Here is a 21,424-nt window from a genome sequence, read left to right as displayed (position 1 = left end):
TCCACCTGGAATGGTGGTCGGTGTGCGGAAGCGGATCGCGGTCATCGGCGGCGGCATCGCCGGGCTGGCGGCCGCCCTGCGGCTGCGCGACCTGAACCCGGCCGACGCCGAGATCATCGTGTACGAGCAGAGCGGCGCCCTCGGCGGCAAGCTGCGCACCGGCGAACTGGCCGGCGTGACCGTCGAGCGCGGCGCCGAGTCGTTCCTGATGACCGGCAGCGACGGCGCCGAGTCGGCCGCGGTGGCCCTGGTCAAACGCCTCGGGCTGGAAGAGGCGCTGGTGCACCCGCGCAAGCTGCCCGCCGCCCTGGCCCTCGGCGGCCGGCTGGCCCCGATGCCGCCCGGCACGCTGGTCGGCGTTCCCGGCGATGTGAGCGCGCTCGGCGGTGTCGCCCGGGCCACCGCCGATCACGACGTCGACAACGGCCGCCCGGTGCTGGCCCCGGGGCAGGACGTCGCGGTCGGCGCGCTGGTCCGCGAGCGCTACGGCGACGAGGTGGTCGACCGCCTGGTCGACCCGATGCTGGGCGGCGTCTACGCGGGCGGGGCCGACCGGCTGTCCCTCGACGTGGCGATGCCGCAGCTCGCGCGCACGGCCCGGGTCGAGCACACCCTGAGCGCCGCCGTCCGGGCCGCGCAGGCCGCGAGCGGGCGGGTGCCCGGTCAGCCGGTGTTCGGCGCGCTCGAGGGCGGGCTGAGCCGCCTGGTCGGCGCGGCTGCGGCGGCCAGCGGCGCCCGCATCAGCCTGGGCCTTCCGGTGCGTGAGCTGGCCCGCACCGCGCACGGCTGGCGCCTGTTGCTGGGTGCGGTGCCGACTCCGCAGACCGACGACGTCGACGCCGTGGTGCTGGCCGTCCAGGCCAAGCCGAGCGCCCGGCTGCTGGCCGCGGTGGCGCCGGAGGCGGCCGAGGCGGTGGGCAAACTCGACTACGCGAGCGTGGCCCTGGTCGCCCTCGCCCTGCCCCCGGGCACTCCGGTGCCCGAGCTGAGCGGCTTCCTGGTCCCGCCGAGCGAGGGCACCCTGGTCAAAGCGGCCACTTTTGTCACCCGGAAGTGGGACAGGCCCGAGGGCAGCCCGGTGATCGTGCGGGTGTCGCTGGGCCGGGCCGGCGAAGAGGAGCGGCTGCAGTTCGACGACGCGGTGCTGATCGAGCGGGCGCGGCGCGAGCTGGGCGAGCTGATCGGCGGCGAGCTGCCGCCGCCGGCCGCGTCCTGGGTGCAGCGCTGGGGCGGCGGGCTGCCGCAGTACGCGCCGGGTCACCTCGACCGGCTGGCCGCCGCGCGGGCCGCCCTGCCGCCGGGGCTGGCGCTGGCCGGCGCGGCGTTCGACGGGGTCGGTATCCCGGCCTGCGTCGCCAGCGGCGAACGGGCCGCCGAAGACGTGAGCAAGACATGGGAGGCACAGTGAGCGAGCAGACGAACGCGGCGCGGATCAACGAGCTGAACGCGACGATCCGCTACACGATGTGGTCGGTGTTCCGGGCCGAGACGCCGCTGCCGGCGATGCGGGAGGAGCTGGCCGGCGAGGTCGACGCGCTCTTCGAGCAGCTCGCCGCCCGTCCGACCACCCCGCCCGCCACCCAAAACCGGACTGAAGGCCGCGCTGAGGTGACCATCCGGGGCACGTACGACGTCTCGGGGCTGCGCGCCGACGCCGATGTGCTGGTGTGGTGGCACTCGGCCTCGCCGGACGCCCTGCAGGAGGCGTACTCGCTGTTCCGCCGTACGGCGTTCGGAAGGCACCTGGCCCCGGTCTGGTCGCAGATGGCACTGCACCGCCCGGCGGAGTTCAACAAGAGCCACCTGCCGGCCTTCCTCGCCGGTGAGGACGCCCGGCCGTACATCTGCGTGTACCCGTTCGTGCGCTCCTACGAGTGGTACCTGCTGCCCGACGAGGAGCGCCGCCACATGCTGGCCGAGCACGGCCGGATGGCCCGCGGCTACCCCGACGTGCGGGCCAACACGGTCGCGTCGTTCGCGCTGGGCGACTACGAGTGGATGCTGGCCTTCGAGGCCGACGAGCTGTACCGCATCGTCGACCTCATGCGCGACCTGCGCGCCTCGACCGCCCGCCGGCACGTGCGCGAGGAGGTCCCGTTCTACACGGGCCGGCGCCGCTCGATGAGCGAGATCGTCGCCGCGCTTCCGTAGTCAGGGCTCGCGGCGCATGGGTGTGTGCGGGATGCCGTCCTCGATGAATTCGGGGCCGGTGGGTTCGAACCCGTACCGGGAATAGAACTCGACCAGGTAGGACTGGGCGTCGAGGACGGCGGGGCGGTGGCCGATGACGGTCAGCGCCTCCTCGATGAGACGCCCGGCCAGGCCTGCGCCGCGGGCCGACTTGGCCGTCACCACGCGGCCGATGCGCTGCACGTCGCCGTCGTCGAGGATGCGGACGTACGCCCGGACCTCGCCGTGACGGGTGAACCACAGGTGCCGCGTGCCGGGTTCGTCGTCGCGGCCGTCGAGGTCGGCGTAGACGCATTCCTGCTCGACCACGAAGACGTCCGACCGCAGCTTCAGCAGGGCGTACAGGGTGGTCGTGTCGAGATCACGAAACGTCGCCGACCGCAGTTCGTCATGGGGCTCCGGTTGCATGCGGAAAGACTATGCGGCGCGGCGTCACCCGTATCGCCGCGCGCCGTTATAGGGATGGAAGCCCGAGCTGTGGAGACTGTGATGATCAAGAGGAACCGACTCTTCGGCAACAAGACGCGGGTGACCTTCTGCCTGCCGGTCAACCAGCCGTCCGGTCCGGTGAGCGTGGTCGGCACGTTCAACGACTGGGAGCCGGGCCGGCACGAGCTCAAGCCCCGCCGTGACGGCACCCGCACGATCAGCATCACCGTGCCGTCGGGCCACTACCAGTTCCGCTACCTCGGCACCGACGGCGTCTGGTTCGACGACGAGAACGCGGACGGTGTCGGCCCTCACGGCGGCGAATTGCGCCTCTAGCGTTTCGGCCCGGTCCTCGCGGGGACGTTGCTTGACTGATCAAGCAATGAATTCGAGGAGGCACATCGTGGCCGACGTCAAGCTGTCGATCATTTACTACTCGTCCACCGGGACGCTCCACAAGATGGCCGAGCGCCTGAACGAGACGGCGCAGAAGGCCGGCGCCGACGTGCGCCTGCGTCAGGTGGCCGAGCTGGCGCCGCCGGAGGCGATCGCCTCCAACGCGGCCTGGAGCCAGCACTTCGACCGGACCAAGGACGAGCCCAAGGCGTCCGCCGACGACGTGGTGTGGGCCGACGCCGTGCTCTTCGGCTCGCCCACCCGCTACGGCAACATCGCCAGCCAGCTCAAGCAGTTCCTGGACACGCTGGGCCCGCAGTGGTCGCAGGGCCTGCTGGCCGACAAGGCGTACGCGGGCTTCACCGCCACCCAGACCCGGCACGGCGGCCAGGAGTCGACGCTGCTGGCGCTCTACAACACGATCTACCACTTCGGCGGCATCATCGTGCCGCCCGGCTACACCGACCCGCTGAAGTTCGTGGACGGCAACCCGTACGGCGTCTCGCACGTGACCGGCGCGAACAACGACGCCCCGCTGGAGGACTTCGAGCTGGCCGCCCTCGACCACCTCGTCCAGCGCATCATCCGCATCGCGAGCACCTTGAAAAGCGAATAAAACTACTCATCTTTCGCTAACCTGGCTGCATGACCACGTACGAGACATTGGACCTGCACACGCGGGTCGCGCGTTATGAGGCGGCGCTCGAGGAGCTGCGCTCGTCGCACCACGACGTCCGGGCCCTGCTGCAGGACCAGGTGCTCTACGAGCGCTGGCAGCAGATCGGCGTCGAGCTGGGGTTCATCGCCGGCGCCGGGTCGGCCCCGAACGGCCAGCAGGCCGATCTGCAGTCCCTCAACCAGCAGATTCCGCAGATGTCGGAGTCCTGGGCGAGCTGAGAAAGGCCGGCGCTCCCGCCACCTGGGGCGCCGGCGAGGGCCCGGTTGCCGGCCGCATACCGGGCCGGCCGCGCGACTCGTTCCGGCCGTTGTGCCGGGCCGGGTCGCGCGGCGGGTATTTTGGCCGCATGCCCGTCGACACCCAGTACGAAGACCTGCTGCGGCGGGTCCTGCACACCGGCACGGCCAAGAGCGACCGCACCGGCACCGGCACGGTCAGCCTCTTCGGCGAGCGGCTGCGTTACGACCTGTCGGCCGGCTTCCCGCTGATCACCACCAAGCGGGTGCACTTCAAGTCGCTCGCGGTCGAGCTGCTGTGGTTCCTGCGCGGCGAGAGCAACGTCGGCTGGCTGCGCGAGCAGGGCGTGACCATCTGGGACGAGTGGGCCTCGCCGACCGGTGAGCTCGGCCCCGTCTACGGCGTGCAGTGGCGTTCGTGGCCCACGCCCGACGGCGGTCACGTCGACCAGATCAGCGGCATCCTCGACACGCTGCGCCGCGACCCCGACTCGCGCCGCATGATCGTCTCGGCCTGGAACGTCGGCGACCTGCCCGAGATGGCGCTCGCCCCGTGCCACGCGATGTTCCAGTTCTACGTGGCCGACGGCCGGCTCTCGTGCCAGCTCTACCAGCGCAGCGCCGACCTCTTCCTCGGCGTGCCGTTCAACATCGCCAGCTACGCGCTGCTCACCCGCATGGTGGCCGACCAGGCCGGCCTGGCGCCGGGCGACTTCATCTGGGTCGGTGGCGACTGCCACATCTACAGCAACCACGTCGAGCAGGTGACCGAGCAGCTGTCCCGCGAGGCGTACGAGTTCCCGCAGCTCGAGATCGCGCCGGCGGCCTCGCTCTTCGACTACAAGTACGAGGACTTCACCGTCGTCGACTACAAGCACCACCCCGCGCTGCGCGCTCCCGTCGCCGTATGACCGTCCACATGATCTGGGCCGAGGCCAACGGCCGGGTGGTCGGCGCCGGAGGCGAGATCCCGTGGCGGCTGCCCGAGGATCAAAAGAATTTCCGCGTACGCACGAGTGGCTCGACCGTCGTCATGGGCCGGGCCACCTGGGATTCGCTGCCCGAGCGGTTCCGTCCGCTGCCCGGCCGGCGCAACGTCGTGCTCACCCGCGACCGGTCGTGGTCGGCGCCGGGCGCCGAGGTGGCCCACTCGGTCGACGAGGTGGATCTGAGCGGTGAGGTGTGGGTCATGGGCGGCGAGGCGATCTACCGCGCGTTCCTGCCCCGGGCCGAGCACATCCTGCGTACGCGAATCGATCTGGACGTCGAGGGCGGCGACACGTTCGCGCCGGAGCTGGACCGGCGGTGGGTCGTCACGACGTCCTCCGGCTGGCAGACTTCGCAGAGCGGGCTGCGATTCGTGGTGGAGGAGCTGATCCCAGCTTCTTGAGCGGCTGACGCCGAAGACGAAATGCATTCATGATCAGGGGTGCGGATCGGACTCGACGGCCAGGGCTGGCCAGGAAGAGGTCGCCATGCTGCTTTCGGTGATCACGCCGATGTACAACGAGCGTGAAGCGGTCGACCCCTTCGTGGCTCGGTTGCGGCCCGTGCTCGACGGGCTCGGTTCGGCGTACGAGGTGGTGGCGGTCGACGACGGCAGCACCGACGCCACCGTCTCCCGGCTGCTGCAGTTGCGCGCCGAGTGGCCCCAGCTGCGGATCGTCTCGCTGCGGCGCAACGTCGGTCACCAGACCGCGCTGCGGGCCGGGCTGAAGGCGTCCCGGGGCGACTACGTGGTCAGCATCGACGCCGACCTGCAGGACCCGCCCGAGGTGATCGGCGAGATGCTGGCGGCCGCCCGGCGCGACCAGGTCGACGTGGTCTACGGCGTCCGCAGCGACCGCAGCACCGACTCGGTCTTCAAGCGCGACACGGCCGCCCTCTACTACTGGACGATGCGGCGGCTCGCCGGGCCCGGGATCAGCGACCAGGCCGGCGACTTCCGGCTGATGAGCCGGACCGTGGTGACCGTGCTGAACGACCTGCCGGAACCGCGGCCGGTCTACCGCCTGGTGGTGCCCTCGCTCGGCTTCCCCAGCGCCGAGGTGAGCTACAAGCGGCAAGAGAGGGTGGCCGGGCGGACGAAGTATCCGCTGTCGCGCATGGTCCGGCTGGCCTTCGACAGCGTGACCGGGTTCTCGGCGGCCCCGCTGCGCATCGCGACCTGGCTCGGCCTGCTCAGCTTCGTGCTCTGCGTGGCGCTGATCGTGACGGCGCTGGTGGCCTGGGGCAGCGGCGGAGTGGTGCCCGGGTGGACGTCGCTCTACATCGCCGTACTGCTGCTCGGGGGCATTCAGTTGATCTGCCTCGGGCTGCTGGGCGAGTACGTGGGCCGCATCTACATGGCCTCGCAGCAGCGGCCGCCCTACCTTGTCGCGCTAGACACTCACGAGCAGCTTCACGAGCCGATCGAGCTCCTGGGAGGGGTCGGCGGCCAGTCCCATGTGCACGGGACCGGCCCGCAGAACGGTGCTGCGAGGGGCCACCAGCCAGCGGAAGCGTTCGCCCTGACTGACGCCGGCCGCGGCCCCGGAACCGGTGCAGGTGGCGTCCCAGGAGGCGAGCGCGGCCCGGATGGCGGGGACGTCGGCGCCGGGGTCGACGGCCAGTAGGCGCTCGTCGCGCAGGTCGGTGCGGGCGGCCAGGAAGTCCAGGCGCTGGCAGTAGAGCACGACGCCGACGTTGATCAGCTCGCCCCGCTCGATGCGGGGCACGGCCTGGATGATCGCGTACTCGTACGGGATTCTCACGGGAGCCAGGCCTCCGGGCGCTCGGCGCGGGCGGAGAGATGGTTCCGGTACAGCTCGCGGTCGCCCTCGTCCAGCCACTCGTCGGGCACCAGCTCGACGACCTCGGCGATCAGCTCGGGCGTGATCCGGGCGGCGATCGCCGGGCCCTCGGTGGCCAGCTCGGTCGCGTACGGCTTCAGAACGTGGTCGTCCCACTTGTACGCACGGTGCACCACCGCCTCGGCCCGGGGCCAGTTGTGATGGAAGTACAGCGTCGCGCCGTGGTCGATCAGCCACAGGTCGCCGTGCCAGATCAGCAGGTTGGGGTTGCGCCAGCTGCGGTCCACGTTCTCGACGAAGGCGTCGAAGGCGAGCACCCGCGAGGCCAGGCCGGCCTCGACCGGGTGCACCACCGGGTCGTAGCCGAGCGCGCCGGGCAGGAAGTCCATGCCCAGGTTGGTGCCGGCGCTGGCCTTGATCAGCTCTTGCACCTCTTCGTCGGGCTCGGCCCGGGCGACGACGGGGTCGAGGTGGACGACGGTGAGCTCGGGCACCGGCAGGCCGAGGCGGCGGGCCAGCTCGCCCGAGATCACCTCGGCCACCAGGGCGCGGGGGCCCTGCCCGGCGCCGCGGAATTTCACCACGTACGTGCCGAGGTCGTCGGCCTCGACCACGCCGGGCAGCGAGCCACCCTCACGCAGCGGGGTGACGTAACGGATCGCGGTGACCTGACGTAGCACCCCGTAACACTAACTAGACCGTGTCGGGCCCCTGCTTGCGGAGCTCGTCGACCTTCGTCATGGCCTGGCGCAGGTCGGTGAGCCACTGGTCGGTGTGCTGGCCGACCAGCTTGACGCACCAGGCCAGCGCCTCGGACCGGGACCGGGCCACGCCGGCGTCGACCAGCGTGTCGAGGATCTGCCGCTCGGGCTGGCGCAGGCGCGTCATGACCGGGGCGGCCAGGTGGGTGAACAGCTCGTTGGTGTCGCCGCAGCGGATGCCCCAGGCGACCTTGCGCTGGTAGCGGTGCTCGATCTGGCGGGCCACCCGCATGCGGGCCTCGCGTGTGTCCTCACGGAACTGGTTGATGCGGCCGGCGTGGGCGGCGGCCCGGTCGGCGTCGGTGGCGTCGGCGCCCAGCTCGGGCGCGGCGACCCGGCCCCAGATGATGATCTCGTCACGGTCGATGACGATCTCGGGGCGCTCGGTGAACCAGCCGTCCGGGATCGAACCGGTGACCCAGGCGGGGGCGTCTTCGGCGCTCGGCGGCTCGACGCGGCCGGGCGGTGCGGAACGGAATCGCATTGCTTACCTCCGTCGTCCTGTAAGGCTGATTACATGATTACACCGTTTCTTTTCGAGCTGCCACGCCGCGGGGCATCCGGAAGAGGTGGGGAGGCGGCAGACTGGCGACATGGATCTGCCGATCAACCCGCCGGTCAAGCCGATGCTCGCCAAGCCCGTGGCCACGATCCCGCCGGGACAGGTCTACGAGCCCAAGTGGGACGGGTTCCGGTCGATCATCTTCCGGGACGGCGACGAGGTCGAGATCGGCAGCCGCAACGAGAAGCCGATGACCCGCTACTTCCCCGAGGTCGTGCGGGCGGTCCTCGACAACTTCCCGGAGCGGGCCGTCATCGACGGCGAGGTCATCGTGGCCGACACCGCCCGCAACACCCTCGACTTCGAAGCCCTGCAGCAGCGCATCCACCCCGCCGCCAGCCGGGTCAAGCTGCTCAGCGAGCAGACGCCGGCCGCCTTCGTGGCGTTCGACCTGCTCGCCATCGGCGACGAGGATCTGACCGAGGTGCCCTTCGCCGACCGCCGGGCCCGGCTGCTCGACGTCCTGAAGGACGCCAAGGCCCCGGTGTACGTCACCCCGGCCACCGACGACCTCGAGACGGCCACCCGCTGGTTCGCCGAGTTCGAGGGGGCCGGGCTGGACGGGCTCATCGCCAAGCCGCGCGACCTGACCTACCAGCCCGACAAGCGGGTCATGTTCAAGATCAAGCACAAGCGGACGGCCGACTGCGTGGTCGCCGGCTACCGCGTGCACAAGTCGGCCGAGAACCGGATCGGGTCGCTGCTGCTCGGGCTGTACGACGAGCGGGGCGTGCTGGCCTCGGTCGGCGTCATCGGGGCGTTCCCGATCGCCGTCCGGGAGGAGCTCTTCGAAGAACTGCAGCCGCTGGTCACCGGCTTCGAGGGGCACCCGTGGAACTGGGCCGCCCACGAGGACGGCGAGCGCACCCCGCGCAAGAACGAGTACAGCCGCTGGAACAACGGCAAGGACCTCTCGTTCACCCCGCTGCGGCCCGAGCGCGTGGTCGAGGTCCGCTACGACTACATGGAGGGTGTGCGATTCCGTCACACCGCCCAATTCGAACGTTGGCGACCGGACCGTGACCCCCGCACCTGCACCTACGAGCAGCTGGAACGTCCGGTCCAGTTCGATCTGGCCGAGGTGCTGACCAGCCGCTGACAGGGTTCTGTCAGACCGACCGGCTAGCCTTTCCCCTAGCTCGTCAGCCGTCGAAAGGTCAGCAACGTGCAGCGTCGCTCCCGCTCGGTGATCGCGGTCCTCGCCGCCGTCCTGATCGTCGTCGCTGGGTGCACCGTGCCCACATTCGCGCCCAACGGCTCCAGCGAGGCGGGCCCGGTCACGTCCTCGGGCGCACCCACCACGAACGGCACGGCCGACTGGCAGCCCTGCCCCGAGGTGCCGAAAGAGCTGGTCGGCCAGACCGCGCCCGGCATGACGTACGACTGCGCCGACGTCAGCGTGCCGCGCGACTGGAACAACCCGAACAATGGCGAGACGTACTCGATCGCCATGATCCGCATCCGGTCCGACAAGCAGCAGGGCCGCATCGGCTCGCTCCTGCTCAACCCGGGCGGCCCCGGCGGCTCCGGCGTCGAGACGGCGGTCTACTACACGTTCGGCGAGGCGTTCGGCGGCCTTCCGACCGAGGTCATGAACAAGTTCGACATCATCGGCTTCGACCCGCGCGGCGTCGGCCGGTCCGACCCGGTCAAGTGCATCTCACCGGCCGATCAGGACAAGAGCTTCGCCGCCCCGCCCGACCCGAGCACCCCGGCCGAGTTCGAGCAGTTCGTCGCCCTCAACAAGAAGATCGCGAGCGACTGCGGCGCCAAGTACGGCGACCAGCTGCCGCTCTTCTCGACCGAGCAGGCCGCCCGCGACATGGATTCGCTGCGCCAGGCCGTCGGCGACGACAAGCTGAGCTACATCGGCTGGTCCTACGGCACGCTGCTCGGGGCGACGTACGCCCAGCTCTTCCCCAAGAACGTGCGGGCCCTGGTGCTCGACGGGGCGATCGACCCCAAGCAGAACTTCATCGAGGGCTCCGAGACCCAGGCCAAGGGCTTCGAGCGGGCGTTCACCAACTTCACCAACTGGTGCAAGGCGACACCCGACAAGTGCCCGATCGCGGCCGACGCGCGCAAGGCGGTGACCGATGCGCTGGCCGCGGCGGCCACCAAGCCGGCGCCGGGCAGCGACGGCCGCCAGGCCACCCCGGGCTGGATCTTCGTGGCCGTGATCTCGTCGCTCTACACCGAGTCGGGCTGGGCCAAGCTGGCCGACGCGATCGCCGAGCTCAAGCAGGGCAACCCCAAGGGCGTGTTCGCGCTGGCCGACCAGTACGCCGAGCGCAAGCCCGACGGCTCGTACAGCAACCTGTTCGACGCCAACCTGGCGGTCAACTGCGCCGACACCAACGACGCGCCCACGATCGACGAGGTGCGCCGGCTGCAGGGCCAGTGGCGCACGAAATACCCGCTGTTCGGGGCGGCGCTGGCGGTCGGCATGCTGCCGTGCGCGGTGTGGCCGGGCGAGCGCGACCCCTACCCGGCCGGCGCCGCCACCGACGCGCCGCCGATCGTGGTGGTCGGCACGACTGGCGACCCGGCCACGCCGTACGAGAACACGGCCGACCTGGCCTCGATGCTGGGCGTCGGGCACGTGCTGACGTGGGAGGGCGAGGGTCACACGGCCTACCCGAGCACGTCCTGCATCGTGAAGGCGGTCGACGGCTATCTCATCGATCTGAAGGTGCCGCAGGAGGGGCTCCGCTGTCCGGCAAAGTGATGCCGTCCCGCTCGGCCATGGCCTCGAGCAGCGCCCGCACCTGACGCAGGTTGGCCTTCAGCTCCTCCTGCTCCTCGTGGTGAAAGGCGTCCGAGTCGACGATCAGCTTGCTGGCGAAGTGCGCCGTGATCAGCGGGATCACCACCAGCACCATGATCGAGATGAGCAGCCCGGCCAGCACCCGGGCCTGCCACGACTCGGGCGAGATGTCGCCGTAGCCGACGGTCGACGCGGTGACCACGGCCCACCAGATCGAGTCGCCGATCGACTGGTCGGTCTCGAAGAAGTGGTAGAGCACGCCGCAGACGACGATCAACATGGCGTACGCGAGGATCAGCGTGCCCGGCGAGTTGGCCAGCCAGACGATCCCGCGGTAGACCTTGAGGACCGGTTTAAGCAGCACCTTCATGGCGACATGGTGCCTTCCCCGGTCCAGCTCCGCATCGGTGATCAGGTTGTGTGAGACTGCCGCGATGGAGTTCCGCGCTGCCACTCGGGCCGATGTGCCGGCCGTGCTTGCGTTGCTGGCCGACGACGACATCAGCCGCGCCCGCGGTTTCGGCGACGCCCCGGTGGCCGAGGACGTCGACGCCGCGATCTGGGCCGCCTTCGAAGAGATCGACGCCGACCCGAACAACGAGCTGATCGTGGCCGACGACGGCGGCGAGATCGTCGCCACCTGCCAGCTGACGTTCATCCCGGGCTTGAGCCGCAACGGCGCCCGCCGCATGACCATCGAAGCCGTCCGCGTACGAGCCGACCGCCGCGGCTCCGGCCTGGGCACCGACTTCATGAAGTACGCGTTGACCCGCGCCCGCGAGCGGGGCTGCCGCATCGCCCAGCTCACCACCGACAAACGCCGCGACGACGCCCACCGCTTCTACGAGCGGCTGGGCTTCGTCGCCTCCCACGAGGGCATGAAACTGGCGTTGTAGGCCGGTGGCCTTCGCCTCAGGGCAGGCTGGTTCGCGCCGCGGGCAGGTAGTCCGGCCGGTAGGCCAGTGCGATCACATCCTGACGGCGTTGCCCGAGGTACCAGTCGGCGGCCTCTTCCGTGTTGATGGTCTGCCGGAGCATGCCGGGGCGTCCCGCCGGTAGCTCAGCCAGCACCTCTCCTCGTGGCGAGATCACCAAGCTGGGGCAGTGCTGGTCCCGGTGGCAGATGTTGGCGGCAGCGAGGAAACGCTGGTTCTCGGCGGCGCGGCTGATCAGATGGCTTCGCCAGACCCCGTCGAGCTCACGGCGGTTGGCGGCGTTGGTGAGATAGACGAAGACTCGCGCGCCGGCCGTCGCGAGATACTGCCACTGTTCCGGGAAGCGGATCTCCCGGCAGAGCTGCATGCCGACGGTGACGTTCCCGTTGGGCTGGGCAACTTCCACGGTCGGCGGAGAGTCGCCGCGGCTCAGGAGCCCACGCTCGTTCATCGCCAGGTTGACCTTGCGGTAGACCTCGGGCTCGCCGGCGGCCGGAAAGAAGATGCCGGCGTTGCACCACCCGTCCTGCCAGGGCAGCAGTGAACCGGAGAAGATCTGCACCTGATGCTTCCGGGCGAGCCGGGCCACCTCGGCCACAGCGTTGCGTATGACGTCCGGCGGCAGCGCTGTCAGCGGCGTCAGATCCTCGCCGTAGCCTGACAGCATTCCTTCGGGCAGCACGACCACGTCACCCGGGCGGGTCTCATCGATGACCTCGCGCACCGCGATGAGGTTGGCATCCACATCCCACACCACCGGAACCTGGGCGATCACGATCGACATCTGCATCGCGCAATCCTGAACGACTGCCGAATGCCCGCCGGCGTCGGGTCACGGCCTCGGCTGCGGCCGGCGCGTCCCGATGGGCGAAGGCGTTACTCGTCGCTCTGCCAGTTGGCCGCGTTCTTGCGGCTGGGCTGCACGCGGGGCGGCTCGCCGGGCATCTTGGGGTGATCGGGGGGATAGGGCATGTCGCCTTGGCCGTTCTTCTCGTCCCGTTCCACCCACTCGAGCAGCGCGGTCAGGTCGTGGGCCACGTCGTCGATCGCGGCGTGCGGGTCACCGATCTCGGCGAAACGCTTCGGCAGGGTGCGCAGGTCGAAGTCGTCGGGTTCGACATCGGGCAGCTCGGCCCAGGTGAGCGGGGCCGAGGCGGTGGCCCGGGCGTTGGCCCGCAGGCTGTAGGCGCAGGTGATCGTGCGGTCGCGGGCCATCTGGTTGAAGTCGAGGAAGACCCGCTCGCCCCGCTCCTCCTTCCACCAGGCGGTGGTGATCAGGTCGGGGCGGCGGCGTTCGGCCTCGCGGGCCAGGGCGATCGCGGCCCGGCGGACCTCGACGAACGACCAGCGCGGCTCGATGCGCATGTAGATGTGCACGCCGCGGCCGCCGGACGTCTTCGGGAAACCCACCCAGCCCAGGTCGTCGAGCACCTCGTGCAGGACGCCGGCCGTGGCCACCACGTCGGCGAACGAGTTGCCCGGCTGCGGGTCGAGGTCGATGCGCAGCTCGTCCGGGTTGTCGGGGGCGTCGCCGCGGACCGGCCACGGGTGGAAGACGACAGTGCCCATCTGTGCCGCCCAGGCCACGTGGGCCAGGTCAGCGGGGCAGAGCTCGACCGCCGTACGCATGCTCGGGAACTTGATCTGCGCGGTCTGGATCCACTCGGGGACGCCGCGGGTGGGGATGCGCTTCTGGAAGAACGCCTCGCCCTCGATGCCGTCGGGGAAGCGCTGCAGCGTCGTCGGGCGGTTGCGGAGCGCGCGCATGATCCCGTCGCCGACGGCGAGGTAGTAGTCGAAGACGTCCCGCTTGGTGTAGTTCCGCTCGGGGAACATGACCTTGTCGGGGCTGGTCAGGCGAACCTCGTGGCCGGCGATTTCAATGATTTCCGCTGCGGCTTTCGGCATGCGTCTGACCCTAGAGCAACTTCAAGATCAAAAGCATGCTGTCGTAGCGGGGTGGGGGGTTGCAGACCGTCGCTCCCGCCGAGGGCCGCGGCGCGGTGAGCTGGCCGCTGGCGCGTCCAGAACGCTCACCGCACCACGGCGACGTGCGTGAGTGGTTGCGCTCCAAAGATCAACTGCGGACGCGGTTGTCGAGTGGTTGGGGCTGGCTCACCCACCACTCGGGCGGGACCATCTCGTGGATCTCGTCGGCGATGGCCTTCAGATGGTCGCCGGTGGCGTGGCCGTGATGGGCGTCGGCGAGGCCCTTGACCCGCACGTACCACTCGGCGAGTTGTTCACACTTGACCGAAACCTGGTAGTCCATGAAGCCGACGCTAGGCCGGTGCGCTGGTGATCGCACTCGGAACCGCTCAGCGGCACCCGGCTGAGCGATCACCTGGCGGCTGCTCACCGGCACCGCGGGTCGGGTGCCGGTGGCTGTGGTGCGTCAGGCGGACTTCGGGTCGAGCTTGATCGAGAGACTGTTGACGCAGTGGCGGGTGTTCTTGGCCGTCATCTGCTCGCCGCGGAACACGTGACCCAGGTGCGAGTCGCAGCGGGCGCAGCGGATCTCGGTGCGGACCATGCCGTGCGAGTAGTCGTCGATCTCTTTGACCGCGCCCGGGATGGCGTCGTCGAAGGACGGCCAGCCGCAGTGCGAGTCGAACTTGTAGTCGCTCGGGTAGAGGGCCGCCCCGCATGCGCGGCACTCGTACATGCCCTCGGTCTTGGTGCTGACGTACTCCCCGGACCAGGGCGCCTCGGTGCCGGCCTGGCGCAGGACACGGAACTCGTCGGGGGAGAGGCGCACGCGCCACTCCTCCTCGGTGGTGGGCAGGGTGGTCTCGTTCTGTGCCATACATCAAAAGTACGTCGCACTCAAAGTGCGGGCGGTGTGCTCCGCGTCTCCGTTGAACCTGAGCATGGAAGACGCACCGGCGGCCACCTTCCGGCCCACCTGGCAACAAGCCCTCGGCCGGGGTCTGTACCTCGGCTCGCTCGTCGCGATCGCGGTCCTGATGATCGCGGCGATCCTGGCGCCGCCGGGCCTGCTGTGGGTGGCCGCCCTGGCCGGGCCGACCGTCGTGGGCGGGCTGGCCGGGGTGCTCGCGGGGCGGTTCACCGGCACGCAGATCAGCGCCCGGGGAATCCGTACGGTGTCGGTCTTCTCCGACGGCGTCGCCACCTGGAACGAGGTCGTCGACCTACGGGCGGAGCGACGCGGCGGCCGGACGGTGGTGTCGGTCTATCTAGAGTCCGGCGCGAGTGTGCAGCTCCAGGCCCCGTACAGCGGTGGGCTCTTCGCTTCTGACCCGAAATTCGAGGGGAAAATGTTCGCTTTGTCCTATCTGTGGCGGAGTCACCGTTTCGGTGGTCTTCCGGGATGATGACCCGCCGAAGGGTCTTAACGGGTAAATCGGGCAATTGCCGCTAAGCTCCCCACCGGACCGAGAACACCGCAACAGGAATGGAAAACTCCTCATGAGTTCAATCAGCCGGATCGTCGCCGTCGGCCTGCCCGCCGTCGGCCTCTCCGCCGCACTCGCGCTGGGTGTCTCCCCGGCCCTGGCTTCCCAGGCCGCCATCGACCAGGCCCGCCCGGTCGTCGCCGCCACCGGCTACGGCGACGAGGAGCCGGACGCCACCGACGAGGCCCCCACCCGCGGTCAGGGTGGCTACGGCACGCCGGCCACCACCGGCCCGGCCGCCACCGCGGCCAGCACGCCGGACGTCGACGACACCGACTCGCCGGACACCGACACGGACACCCCGGACTCGGACACGCCGACGCGGGGCAACAACGGCTACGGCCCGACGCCCTCGGCCAGCGCCGACACGGTCACGCCGTCGGCCACGCCCAGCACCCCGACCGGCGCGCTCCCGGCCACGTCGCCCCCCGGCGGCGGCGTCAGCGCCGGCGGAGCCCTCCCGGTGACCGGCGCCCCCACGGGCACCGTCATCTCCCTCGGCGCCCTGATGGTCGCCGCGGGCGCAGCGTCGGTCTGGTACACCCGCCGCCGCCGCAACGCCTGAAGCATCTCCTGAAAAAGGCCGCCCGGTCGGGCGGCCTTTTTCTTTGCCTTCGCCTTCGCCCCGCCATCGCGTCCGTGCCCCGCCTTCGCGCTCGCACTGCGCCGTCGCACTGCGCCCGCGCCGCACCCTCGCGCCCGCGCCATGGCTTCGCGTCCGGGCTGCGCTTTCGCGTCCGTGGCGCGCCTTCGCGCCGCGCGCGTCGCCCCGCGACCACGTCCGGCTTGAAGTCGTAGCGTGGTTTCGGCCTGTGGCGCACCCCCGCGCCTGGGCCACATCCCGGCCTTCGCCGCGCCTTCGCGCTCGCGCCGCGCGACCATGCCTTGGCTTGAAAGTCCGCATCGTGGTTTCGCCCTATGGCGCACCCCCGAGCCCGGGCCACATCTCGGCCTTTGCCGCGCCGTCGGGTCGGCGGCTTGTTTTACGCTCGGTTCCTGAGTTTGCGCCCCTTCCTTGCACGCTGCGCCTGCCGGCGTCGATCCACAGGAAGCCCCTCGGCTGCGCCTGTCTGCGGACGCCCGCGCCTCTTCGGGCCTGGTTGTGCGGCTGAACGGGTGGGAAAGGCGAGAGGGGAAGGCCGCAGGAAGTTGAGTGGCGGTGGGTCGGTCGCCAGCGCCTTTGCGTCCGCGCAGCCTCCCTCGCATCGCGGCCACCGCACCGCGTCCACGCCGCCTTCGCGTCCACGCCGCCTTCGCGTCCACGCCGCCTTCGCGTCCACGCCGCCTCCGCGTTCGCGCCGCCCCGTCGCACCGCGTCCACCGTGCTGAGTGGCCGCGATCAGCTGCTTGATGGCCTCGCGCCCGCGCCTGCGTCTTCGCGCCGCGTCCGTGCCGCTCCCTCGCGTCCACCGCACCGCGTCCACGCCGCTTTGGCGCTCGCGCCGCCCCGTCGCACCGCGTTCACCGTGCCGAGTGGCCGCGATCAGCTGCTCGATGGCCTCGCGCCGCGCCTGCGTCTTCGCGCCGCGTCCGTGCCGCTCCCTCGCGTCCACCGCACCGCGTCCACGCCGCTTTGGCGCTCGCGCCGCCCCGTCGCACCGCGTCCACCGTGCCGAGTGGCCGCGAAAAGCTGCTCGATGGCCTCGCGCCCGCGCCCGCGCCTGCGTCTTCGCGCCGCGTCCGTGCCGCTCCCTCGCGTCCACCGCACCGCGTCCACGCCGCCTTCGCGCTCGCGCCGCCCCGTCGCACCGCGTCCACCGTGCCGAGCGGCCGCGATCAGCTGCTCGACGGGCCGCGCCCGCGCCTGCGTCTTCGCGCCGCGTCCGTGCCGTCTTCGCGTCCTTGTCGCCCGCCTCGCGCCTGCGCCGCGCTGCGGCCTCGCGGTGCGTGCGCGTTGTGGTTTTGCGTCTGCGCGGCGCCCTCGCGCCTGGGTCGCTGCGGCCTGCGCTGAGCCGTCGGGTCTGCGGTTCGCTTCGCGTTCGGTTTCTGTGTCTGCGCCTCGCCCTCGCGCCTTGCCGGTGCGTTTGTCTGCGGACGCCCTCGTCGTCACGGCTCTTGCGCGCCTCGTTGGGCCCGTGAGCTGGGGGCAGGTGTGGGGGGAAGGCTGCGGGAAGTTGCGTGTCGGCTGGGGTGAACTCGCCTGCGGAGCGGGTGTGCTGTGGCGGTGTGGTGTCGGCTCTGAGGGTGCTGATCGATGGGGTGGCGGCGGGCTTTGTGAGGTGCTAGTCAGCGGGTTGGGGGTTGTGGGTGAGGACTCGGTCGAGCCAGTCGGTCAGTAGTTGGCGCTCGGAAGGGGTCAGGGCGTCGAGGCGGGGGACGTGGGCGCGGAAGGTCACGGTGGCGGCGACGGTGTCTTGGCTGGTGGCAGGTGGGGCGTCGGTGAGGATTTGGCTCAGCACGGCGTCCCACATCGTTGCGGGTAGGGCGGGGTCGGTGAGCTCGGGTGGGGTCGCCAGCAGGGTCTGGATCGTTCCGACGGCGGCGGCCTGAATGACGGCTACGGCGCGCTGCTCGCTGAGCCGGAGCCGGCCGGCGGCGGCTATGCGGCTCACCTGCGCTCCCAGCGCCTCGCGGCCGGCGCGGGCCGCCGCTGACTGCCGGACGCGGTCGGGGTCGCTCAGCAGGCGGAACAAGGCCGGGTGGTTCACGCCGAACTCGATCTGGGCCAGCCAGGTCGCATGCAGGTCCTGCAGGGGATCCGAGTCGGCGGGTGTGGCCTCCGTCTTCGCCGCGACCTGGCCTGCCATGACGTGTTCGGCCACGGCGTCGAGCAGGCCGTCCTTGTCGCCGAAGAGGCGGTAGATGATCGGCGCCTGCATGCCGGCCCGCTCGGCGACGCCCCGGGTGGTCACCGCGGCCGGCCCCTCCTCCCGCAGCATCTGCGCGGCCAGCGTGACGATGCGGGACCGGACATCGGCGCGTCGGGCAGCAGCGGCAGTCACGTAACCACGATAACGCGACGTTGCTAACATGATGCTTCCGGTGGAATCAATTTAGTGCTTCCCTTGATACCAGCTACGAGGGAGGCACTCATGAAGGCAGTTCGCTACGACCGGTTCGGCGGCATCGATCAGCTCTACCTCGACGACGTTCCCGAGCCGGTGGCCGGCCCCGACGAGGTGGTCGTCCGGGTCGAGGTCGGCGCTCTCAATCCGGGAGCGCTGCCGGCGCTGAACGGCAGCTCATACACGCCGGGACGAGATCTGGCCGGTGTGGTCGTCGCGGTGGGCGACGACGTGCACGACTTCGCCGCCGGGGACGCCGTTCTCGGGTGGTTGCAGAGTTGGGACGCCCACGCCGAGCTGGTCGCCATTCCGGCGGCCCAGCTGGTCAGGAAGCCGGATGCCCTCTCGTGGGACGTGGCCGGCTCGCTCTACACCACGCCGATGGCCGGCCTGGGCGCGGTCAAGGCGGTCGCCCCGCAGCCGGGCGAGACGATTGTGATCTCGGGGGCCTCGGGCGGCGTCGGCTTCACCGCGGCCCAGTTGGCCGTCCGGGCCGGGGCGACCGTGCTCGGCTTGACCAGCGAGGTCCACTTCGACCTGCTCCGGCGCCACGGCATCGAGCCCGTCCGCTACGGCGAAGGCGAACAGGAGCGCATCCTCGACGCGGCCGGGCAACAGCCGGTGAGCGCGTTCATCGACGCGGTCGGCGGCGGCTACATCGATCTCGCCCTCGCGCTGGACGTGCCTCGCGAGCGGATCGACACGGTGGTCGACTACCGCGGCGCCCACGAGAAGGGCGTCAAGGCGCTCGGCACGACCGACGCCGGCGGCACCCCGGCCCTGGCCGAGCTCGCCGAGCTGGCCGCCGCCGGCGAGCTGCACATCCCCATCGCCGCCGGCTTCCCTTTGGCGGCAGTGCAGGACGCCTATCGAGCTCTGGCCGACCGCAAGCTCCACGGCCGAATCGTCCTGCACCCCCAGGAACTCGACCAGCCCTGAGCCGCCGCCTTGAGCGCGACGCCCGCCGCGCGAACGCCACGGGCGGGCTGTCGGACTTCCGCGGGAGCTCGGACGGCGTTTCGGGGTTGGGTTCGAGCGCAACCACTCACGCAGGTCGCCGTGGTGGGGTGAGCGTTCTGGACGCGCCAGCGGCCAGCTCACCCCGCCGCGGCCCTCGGCGGGAGCGACGGTCTGTAACCCCCCACCCCGCTACGACATCCAGATTTGGATCTTGCCGTTGAGCCTGCCTATAGAACGAACGCATCCGTCCAGAGTTGGCGGGATTTCCCGGACAGCGCCTGCATCAACCCCACCGCCTGGTTGTCGGTCAGGCCGGCCACGAAGTCGATGACGGCGCGGCCGCGGGCCCGGTCGACGCGTTCGGGAGTGCCCGCGGGCAGCTCGGCCTCGGCCAGTTCGACCAGGTCGCGCAGGCGGCTGGGGATGCGGTTCTCTTCGTCGGGGTCGATCAGCCAGGCCATCAGGGCGTCGACCAGCGAGGAGACGAGCCGGCCCTGGCCGCGCTGGTGCAGGGCCAGGTCGGGGCGGGCCAGCACGAAACGGTTCTGGACGAACTTGAGGATCTGCACCTCGTGCCACTGGGCTGTCGCGAGCTGGACGTGGCCGGAGCGGACGGCGGGGTCGGCGATCGTCTCGACCGATTCGACCAGGCGGCGCGTCCAGGTGGCGGAGAACGCCGCGACCTGGGACTCGGCGTCGAGTGAGCCGTCGAAGGGGCGGGCCAGCAGGCCGTCGACCAGTTCGGCCCGGACCAGCTCGACGGCGGCGGCGAACGCGTCGTCGTCGGCCATCCAGGCGTCCTTGCGGTGCAGCTGGCGGCGCAGGGACTCGATGGCGCCGCCGGCGCGGGTCAGATCGGTGGAAGGGCCCCAGCGCTGCCAGGCCATCAGCTCGGTGGCGACGGCGCCCTGCTGCAGGACGCCGACCCGGTGCACGTCCTCGAGGTCGTGGATGGCGTACGCGATGTCGTCGGCCGTGTCCATGACCGAGGCCTCGACGGTCTGCTGCCAGTCGGCGACCCGGCCCGCGAACGGGGCCCGGGCGGCGTGCATGTCGGCCGCCTCGGTCGAGTAGGCGCCGAACTTCAGCGAGCCGGCCTCGGGGTCGTCGGTGGGCGGGGCGGCGCCGCGGGGGGCCGGGTCCATGAAGCGCTGCGGGTCGCGGCGGGTCCACGGGTATTTCAAAATCGCGGCCCGGACGGCGTTGGTCAGGTTGAGCCCGATGGTGGCCTGGCCGCGGCTCTCGGTGCTGGTGACTATGCGGTACGACTGGGCGTTGCCCTCGAAGCCGTCGCGCAGCTTGAGCCGCTGGCGGGCGACCCGGTCGAGCACCCGCTCGCCCAGGTGGCCGAACGGCGGGTGACCCAGGTCGTGGGCCAGGGCGGCCGCCTCGACCACGTCGGGGTCACAGCCGCCCAGCTTGTCGGCCAGGTCGGGGTCGACCCGCTCAGCGATGGCCCGGGCCACCTGGGCCACCTTGAGGCTGTGGGTCATCCGGTTGTGCACCAGCAGGCCGGCGCCGCCCGGGCTGATGACCTGGGTGACGCCGGCGAGCCGGGCGAAGAACGGCGACGCGACGATGCGGTCGCGGTCGACGCGGAACGGGCTGGAGGCGAGGTCGCCGGGGGCGACCAGCCGGTCGCCGAAGAGGCGTTGAGCCCGTGGGTCGTCCATCCGGACGAGATTACCGGGCCTGCAGCGCGTCCAAGGCGACGGACATGGCCGCGACCAGGCGACGGTCGACCTGCGGGTCGTGGATCGTCACGACGTAGCGGTCGCGCAGGCCCCACTTCTTGACGACCGAGAAGACCGGACGGTCGGCCAGCACGAAGTCGAAGTGGTAGGGCAGCCACGACAGCGACTCGACGAAGCGGCGCAGGATCGCCACCAGCTGGTTGGTCTCGCGGCCGATCATCTCGCCGAAGCCGGGCTGCTCGAGGTGCCAGGTCGAGCGGATCAGCGACTCTTTGAAGTTCTTCTTGAACAGGCCGATCGCGGCGCCGTTGGCGTCGGTCACGTCGTAGGTGGCCCCGAGGTCGATGCGCTGGCGCGCCTTGAAGCCGAAGACCGGCACCTGCTTGGTGTCGTCGGCGTACAGCGTGACCTGCTCCTTGAATGCCATGCGCTTCTGCTGCGCGAAGGCGAGGAGACCGGCCTCCTGGCCGTCGGGGGTGACGGCGTGGATCTCGTATTGGTTGACCATCAGCCGGATGCGCTGACGGATGATCAGCTGCTGCTGAGTTTGAAGGGTGTCGACAGTCACGGCTGAGCAGTGTGTCACACCTGGCAAACTGGTC

At 70.7% G+C, this 21,424-nt stretch carries 25 protein-coding genes and 1 pseudogene; 14 read left to right on the top strand and 12 right to left on the bottom strand.

Annotated elements, in window-relative coordinates:
• Window positions 1–10: 10 nt before the first annotated feature.
• Together hemG and hemQ are read left to right on the top strand one after the other, a co-directional pair.
• Window positions 11–1,408, top strand: coding sequence for a protoporphyrinogen oxidase (gene hemG / locus OWR29_RS19635; protein ID WP_267564365.1), 1,398 nt, complete (start codon window positions 11–13; stop codon window positions 1,406–1,408).
• Window positions 1,405–2,151: a hydrogen peroxide-dependent heme synthase gene (gene hemQ / locus OWR29_RS19630; protein ID WP_267564364.1), complete on the top strand. Its 747-nt coding sequence runs from the start codon at window positions 1,405–1,407 to the stop codon at window positions 2,149–2,151. The genes hemG and hemQ overlap by 4 nt, the downstream gene beginning before the upstream one ends.
• Here the strand turns inward: hemQ and OWR29_RS19625 are convergent, their stop codons facing one another.
• A complete protein-coding gene (locus tag OWR29_RS19625) occupies window positions 2,152–2,598 on the bottom strand; it encodes a GNAT family N-acetyltransferase (protein ID WP_267564363.1) in 447 nt (148 codons plus the stop codon).
• 81 nt (window positions 2,599–2,679) lie between these two features.
• Between OWR29_RS19625 and OWR29_RS19620 the strand changes: the two genes are divergently transcribed.
• The 6 genes and pseudogenes from OWR29_RS19620 to OWR29_RS48390 all read left to right on the top strand — a co-directional run.
• Window positions 2,680–2,955: an isoamylase early set domain-containing protein gene (locus OWR29_RS19620; RefSeq protein ID WP_267564362.1), complete on the top strand. Its 276-nt coding sequence runs from the start codon at window positions 2,680–2,682 to the stop codon at window positions 2,953–2,955.
• Between the two features lie 64 nt (window positions 2,956–3,019).
• Window positions 3,020–3,631 (top strand): NAD(P)H:quinone oxidoreductase, encoded by a 612-nt coding sequence (gene wrbA / locus OWR29_RS19615; protein ID WP_438872626.1) that lies wholly within the window; start codon window positions 3,020–3,022, stop codon window positions 3,629–3,631.
• 29 nt (window positions 3,632–3,660) lie between these two features.
• Window positions 3,661–3,912 carry a hypothetical protein gene (locus tag OWR29_RS19610; protein ID WP_267564360.1) on the top strand — a complete coding sequence of 84 codons (252 nt, stop codon included), beginning with the start codon at window positions 3,661–3,663 and terminating at the stop codon, window positions 3,910–3,912.
• A 128-nt stretch (window positions 3,913–4,040) separates the two neighbouring features.
• Window positions 4,041–4,841: a thymidylate synthase gene (locus OWR29_RS19605; protein WP_267564359.1), complete on the top strand. Its 801-nt coding sequence runs from the start codon at window positions 4,041–4,043 to the stop codon at window positions 4,839–4,841.
• Window positions 4,838–5,320 (top strand): dihydrofolate reductase, encoded by a 483-nt coding sequence (locus OWR29_RS19600; RefSeq protein ID WP_267564358.1) that lies wholly within the window; start codon window positions 4,838–4,840, stop codon window positions 5,318–5,320. Before OWR29_RS19605 ends, OWR29_RS19600 begins: the two co-directional genes overlap by 4 nt.
• An 85-nt stretch (window positions 5,321–5,405) precedes the next feature.
• Window positions 5,406–6,212, top strand: a pseudogene (locus tag OWR29_RS48390) (glycosyltransferase family 2 protein); the annotation flags it as partial.
• A gap of 99 nt (window positions 6,213–6,311) precedes the next feature.
• Here the strand turns inward: OWR29_RS48390 and OWR29_RS19590 are convergent.
• The 3 genes from OWR29_RS19590 to abmR form a co-directional block, all read right to left on the bottom strand.
• A complete protein-coding gene (locus OWR29_RS19590; RefSeq protein ID WP_267564453.1) occupies window positions 6,312–6,605 on the bottom strand; it encodes a DUF3037 domain-containing protein in 294 nt (97 codons plus the stop codon).
• A gap of 74 nt (window positions 6,606–6,679) precedes the next feature.
• Window positions 6,680–7,402 carry a HipA family kinase gene (locus OWR29_RS19585; RefSeq protein ID WP_267564357.1) on the bottom strand — a complete coding sequence of 241 codons (723 nt, stop codon included), beginning with the start codon at window positions 7,400–7,402 and terminating at the stop codon, window positions 6,680–6,682.
• Between the two features lie 13 nt (window positions 7,403–7,415).
• Window positions 7,416–7,967 carry an ATP-binding transcription factor AbmR gene (gene abmR / locus OWR29_RS19580; RefSeq protein ID WP_267564355.1) on the bottom strand — a complete coding sequence of 184 codons (552 nt, stop codon included), beginning with the start codon at window positions 7,965–7,967 and terminating at the stop codon, window positions 7,416–7,418.
• Window positions 7,968–8,076: 109 nt separating this feature from the next.
• Between abmR and OWR29_RS19575 the strand changes: the two genes are divergently transcribed.
• Together OWR29_RS19575 and OWR29_RS19570 are read left to right on the top strand one after the other, a co-directional pair.
• Complete coding sequence (locus OWR29_RS19575) at window positions 8,077–9,144, top strand: ATP-dependent DNA ligase (protein WP_267564354.1); 1,068 nt, start codon at window positions 8,077–8,079, stop codon at window positions 9,142–9,144.
• Window positions 9,145–9,210: 66 nt separating this feature from the next.
• Window positions 9,211–10,773, top strand: coding sequence for an alpha/beta hydrolase (locus OWR29_RS19570; RefSeq protein WP_267564353.1), 1,563 nt, complete (start codon window positions 9,211–9,213; stop codon window positions 10,771–10,773).
• Here the strand turns inward: OWR29_RS19570 and OWR29_RS19565 are convergent.
• Window positions 10,724–11,182 (bottom strand): potassium channel family protein, encoded by a 459-nt coding sequence (locus OWR29_RS19565; protein ID WP_267564352.1) that lies wholly within the window; start codon window positions 11,180–11,182, stop codon window positions 10,724–10,726. The two genes, OWR29_RS19570 and OWR29_RS19565, sit on opposite strands and share 50 nt — an antisense overlap.
• Window positions 11,183–11,246: 64 nt before the next feature.
• Here OWR29_RS19565 and OWR29_RS19560 point away from each other — a divergent pair, with 64 nt between their 5' ends.
• Entirely contained in the window at window positions 11,247–11,708 is a 462-nt protein-coding gene (locus OWR29_RS19560) for a GNAT family N-acetyltransferase (RefSeq protein ID WP_267564351.1), read from the top strand.
• Window positions 11,709–11,724: 16 nt separating this feature from the next.
• Here OWR29_RS19560 and OWR29_RS19555 read toward each other — a convergent pair whose 3' ends face one another.
• From OWR29_RS19555 to msrB, 4 genes are all read right to left on the bottom strand, one after another.
• A complete protein-coding gene (locus OWR29_RS19555) occupies window positions 11,725–12,537 on the bottom strand; it encodes a carbon-nitrogen hydrolase family protein (protein WP_267564350.1) in 813 nt (270 codons plus the stop codon).
• Between the two features lie 86 nt (window positions 12,538–12,623).
• Window positions 12,624–13,655 carry a non-homologous end-joining DNA ligase gene (gene ligD / locus OWR29_RS19550; protein WP_267564349.1) on the bottom strand — a complete coding sequence of 344 codons (1,032 nt, stop codon included), beginning with the start codon at window positions 13,653–13,655 and terminating at the stop codon, window positions 12,624–12,626.
• A gap of 169 nt (window positions 13,656–13,824) precedes the next feature.
• Entirely contained in the window at window positions 13,825–14,019 is a 195-nt protein-coding gene (locus tag OWR29_RS19545) for a hypothetical protein (protein WP_267564348.1), read from the bottom strand.
• Window positions 14,020–14,142: 123 nt separating this feature from the next.
• Entirely contained in the window at window positions 14,143–14,553 is a 411-nt protein-coding gene (msrB, locus tag OWR29_RS19540) for a peptide-methionine (R)-S-oxide reductase MsrB (protein ID WP_267564347.1), read from the bottom strand.
• 64 nt (window positions 14,554–14,617) lie between these two features.
• On the opposite strand from msrB, the gene OWR29_RS19535 reads away from it, so the two are divergent.
• Window positions 14,618–15,082 carry a hypothetical protein gene (locus tag OWR29_RS19535; protein WP_267564346.1) on the top strand — a complete coding sequence of 155 codons (465 nt, stop codon included), beginning with the start codon at window positions 14,618–14,620 and terminating at the stop codon, window positions 15,080–15,082.
• A gap of 94 nt (window positions 15,083–15,176) precedes the next feature.
• Entirely contained in the window at window positions 15,177–15,728 is a 552-nt protein-coding gene (locus tag OWR29_RS19530) for an LPXTG cell wall anchor domain-containing protein (RefSeq protein WP_267564344.1), read from the top strand.
• A gap of 1,657 nt (window positions 15,729–17,385) precedes the next feature.
• Here OWR29_RS19530 and OWR29_RS19525 read toward each other — a convergent pair.
• The gene (locus OWR29_RS19525) at window positions 17,386–18,105 is read right to left on the bottom strand and encodes a TetR/AcrR family transcriptional regulator (protein WP_267564343.1); all 720 of its coding nucleotides are present in this window, start codon (window positions 18,103–18,105) and stop codon (window positions 17,386–17,388) included.
• Between the two features lie 90 nt (window positions 18,106–18,195).
• On the opposite strand from OWR29_RS19525, the gene OWR29_RS19520 reads away from it, so the two are divergent.
• Window positions 18,196–19,107 (top strand): zinc-binding dehydrogenase, encoded by a 912-nt coding sequence (locus OWR29_RS19520; protein WP_267564342.1) that lies wholly within the window; start codon window positions 18,196–18,198, stop codon window positions 19,105–19,107.
• A gap of 248 nt (window positions 19,108–19,355) precedes the next feature.
• Here the strand turns inward: OWR29_RS19520 and OWR29_RS19515 are convergent, their stop codons facing one another.
• Together OWR29_RS19515 and OWR29_RS19510 are read right to left on the bottom strand one after the other, a co-directional pair.
• On the bottom strand, window positions 19,356–20,801 hold the full coding sequence (locus OWR29_RS19515; protein ID WP_267564341.1) for a deoxyguanosinetriphosphate triphosphohydrolase family protein: 1,446 nt from the start codon (window positions 20,799–20,801) through the stop codon (window positions 19,356–19,358).
• Between the two features lie 10 nt (window positions 20,802–20,811).
• Window positions 20,812–21,390 carry an LURP-one-related family protein gene (locus OWR29_RS19510; protein WP_267564340.1) on the bottom strand — a complete coding sequence of 193 codons (579 nt, stop codon included), beginning with the start codon at window positions 21,388–21,390 and terminating at the stop codon, window positions 20,812–20,814.
• Window positions 21,391–21,424 lie beyond the last annotated feature (34 nt).

Origin of the sequence: Paractinoplanes pyxinae, from assembly GCF_026626335.1 — a bacterium.
GTDB lineage: Bacteria > Actinomycetota > Actinomycetes > Mycobacteriales > Micromonosporaceae > Actinoplanes > Actinoplanes pyxinae.
This window is presented reverse-complemented; position numbering and strand designations above follow the sequence as displayed.

What these genes read in the sequence shown, in the direction of transcription:
- hemG (WP_267564365.1), top strand. Translation starts at nt 11, where the DNA reads ATGGTGGTCGGTGTGCGGAAGCGGATCGCGGTCATCGGCGGCGGCATC.
- OWR29_RS19625 (WP_267564363.1), bottom strand. Translation starts at nt 2,598, where the DNA reads ATGCAACCGGAGCCCCATGACGAACTGCGGTCGGCGACGTTTCGTGAT.
- OWR29_RS19620 (WP_267564362.1), top strand. Translation starts at nt 2,680, where the DNA reads ATGATCAAGAGGAACCGACTCTTCGGCAACAAGACGCGGGTGACCTTC.
- OWR29_RS19610 (WP_267564360.1), top strand. Translation starts at nt 3,661, where the DNA reads ATGACCACGTACGAGACATTGGACCTGCACACGCGGGTCGCGCGTTAT.
- OWR29_RS19605 (WP_267564359.1), top strand. Translation starts at nt 4,041, where the DNA reads ATGCCCGTCGACACCCAGTACGAAGACCTGCTGCGGCGGGTCCTGCAC.
- OWR29_RS19600 (WP_267564358.1), top strand. Translation starts at nt 4,838, where the DNA reads ATGACCGTCCACATGATCTGGGCCGAGGCCAACGGCCGGGTGGTCGGC.
- abmR (WP_267564355.1), bottom strand. Translation starts at nt 7,967, where the DNA reads ATGCGATTCCGTTCCGCACCGCCCGGCCGCGTCGAGCCGCCGAGCGCC.
- OWR29_RS19575 (WP_267564354.1), top strand. Translation starts at nt 8,077, where the DNA reads ATGGATCTGCCGATCAACCCGCCGGTCAAGCCGATGCTCGCCAAGCCC.
- OWR29_RS19565 (WP_267564352.1), bottom strand. Translation starts at nt 11,182, where the DNA reads ATGAAGGTGCTGCTTAAACCGGTCCTCAAGGTCTACCGCGGGATCGTC.
- OWR29_RS19560 (WP_267564351.1), top strand. Translation starts at nt 11,247, where the DNA reads ATGGAGTTCCGCGCTGCCACTCGGGCCGATGTGCCGGCCGTGCTTGCG.
- OWR29_RS19555 (WP_267564350.1), bottom strand. Translation starts at nt 12,537, where the DNA reads ATGCAGATGTCGATCGTGATCGCCCAGGTTCCGGTGGTGTGGGATGTG.
- ligD (WP_267564349.1), bottom strand. Translation starts at nt 13,655, where the DNA reads ATGCCGAAAGCCGCAGCGGAAATCATTGAAATCGCCGGCCACGAGGTT.
- OWR29_RS19545 (WP_267564348.1), bottom strand. Translation starts at nt 14,019, where the DNA reads ATGGACTACCAGGTTTCGGTCAAGTGTGAACAACTCGCCGAGTGGTAC.
- msrB (WP_267564347.1), bottom strand. Translation starts at nt 14,553, where the DNA reads ATGGCACAGAACGAGACCACCCTGCCCACCACCGAGGAGGAGTGGCGC.
- OWR29_RS19535 (WP_267564346.1), top strand. Translation starts at nt 14,618, where the DNA reads ATGGAAGACGCACCGGCGGCCACCTTCCGGCCCACCTGGCAACAAGCC.
- OWR29_RS19530 (WP_267564344.1), top strand. Translation starts at nt 15,177, where the DNA reads ATGAGTTCAATCAGCCGGATCGTCGCCGTCGGCCTGCCCGCCGTCGGC.
- OWR29_RS19520 (WP_267564342.1), top strand. Translation starts at nt 18,196, where the DNA reads ATGAAGGCAGTTCGCTACGACCGGTTCGGCGGCATCGATCAGCTCTAC.
- OWR29_RS19515 (WP_267564341.1), bottom strand. Translation starts at nt 20,801, where the DNA reads ATGGACGACCCACGGGCTCAACGCCTCTTCGGCGACCGGCTGGTCGCC.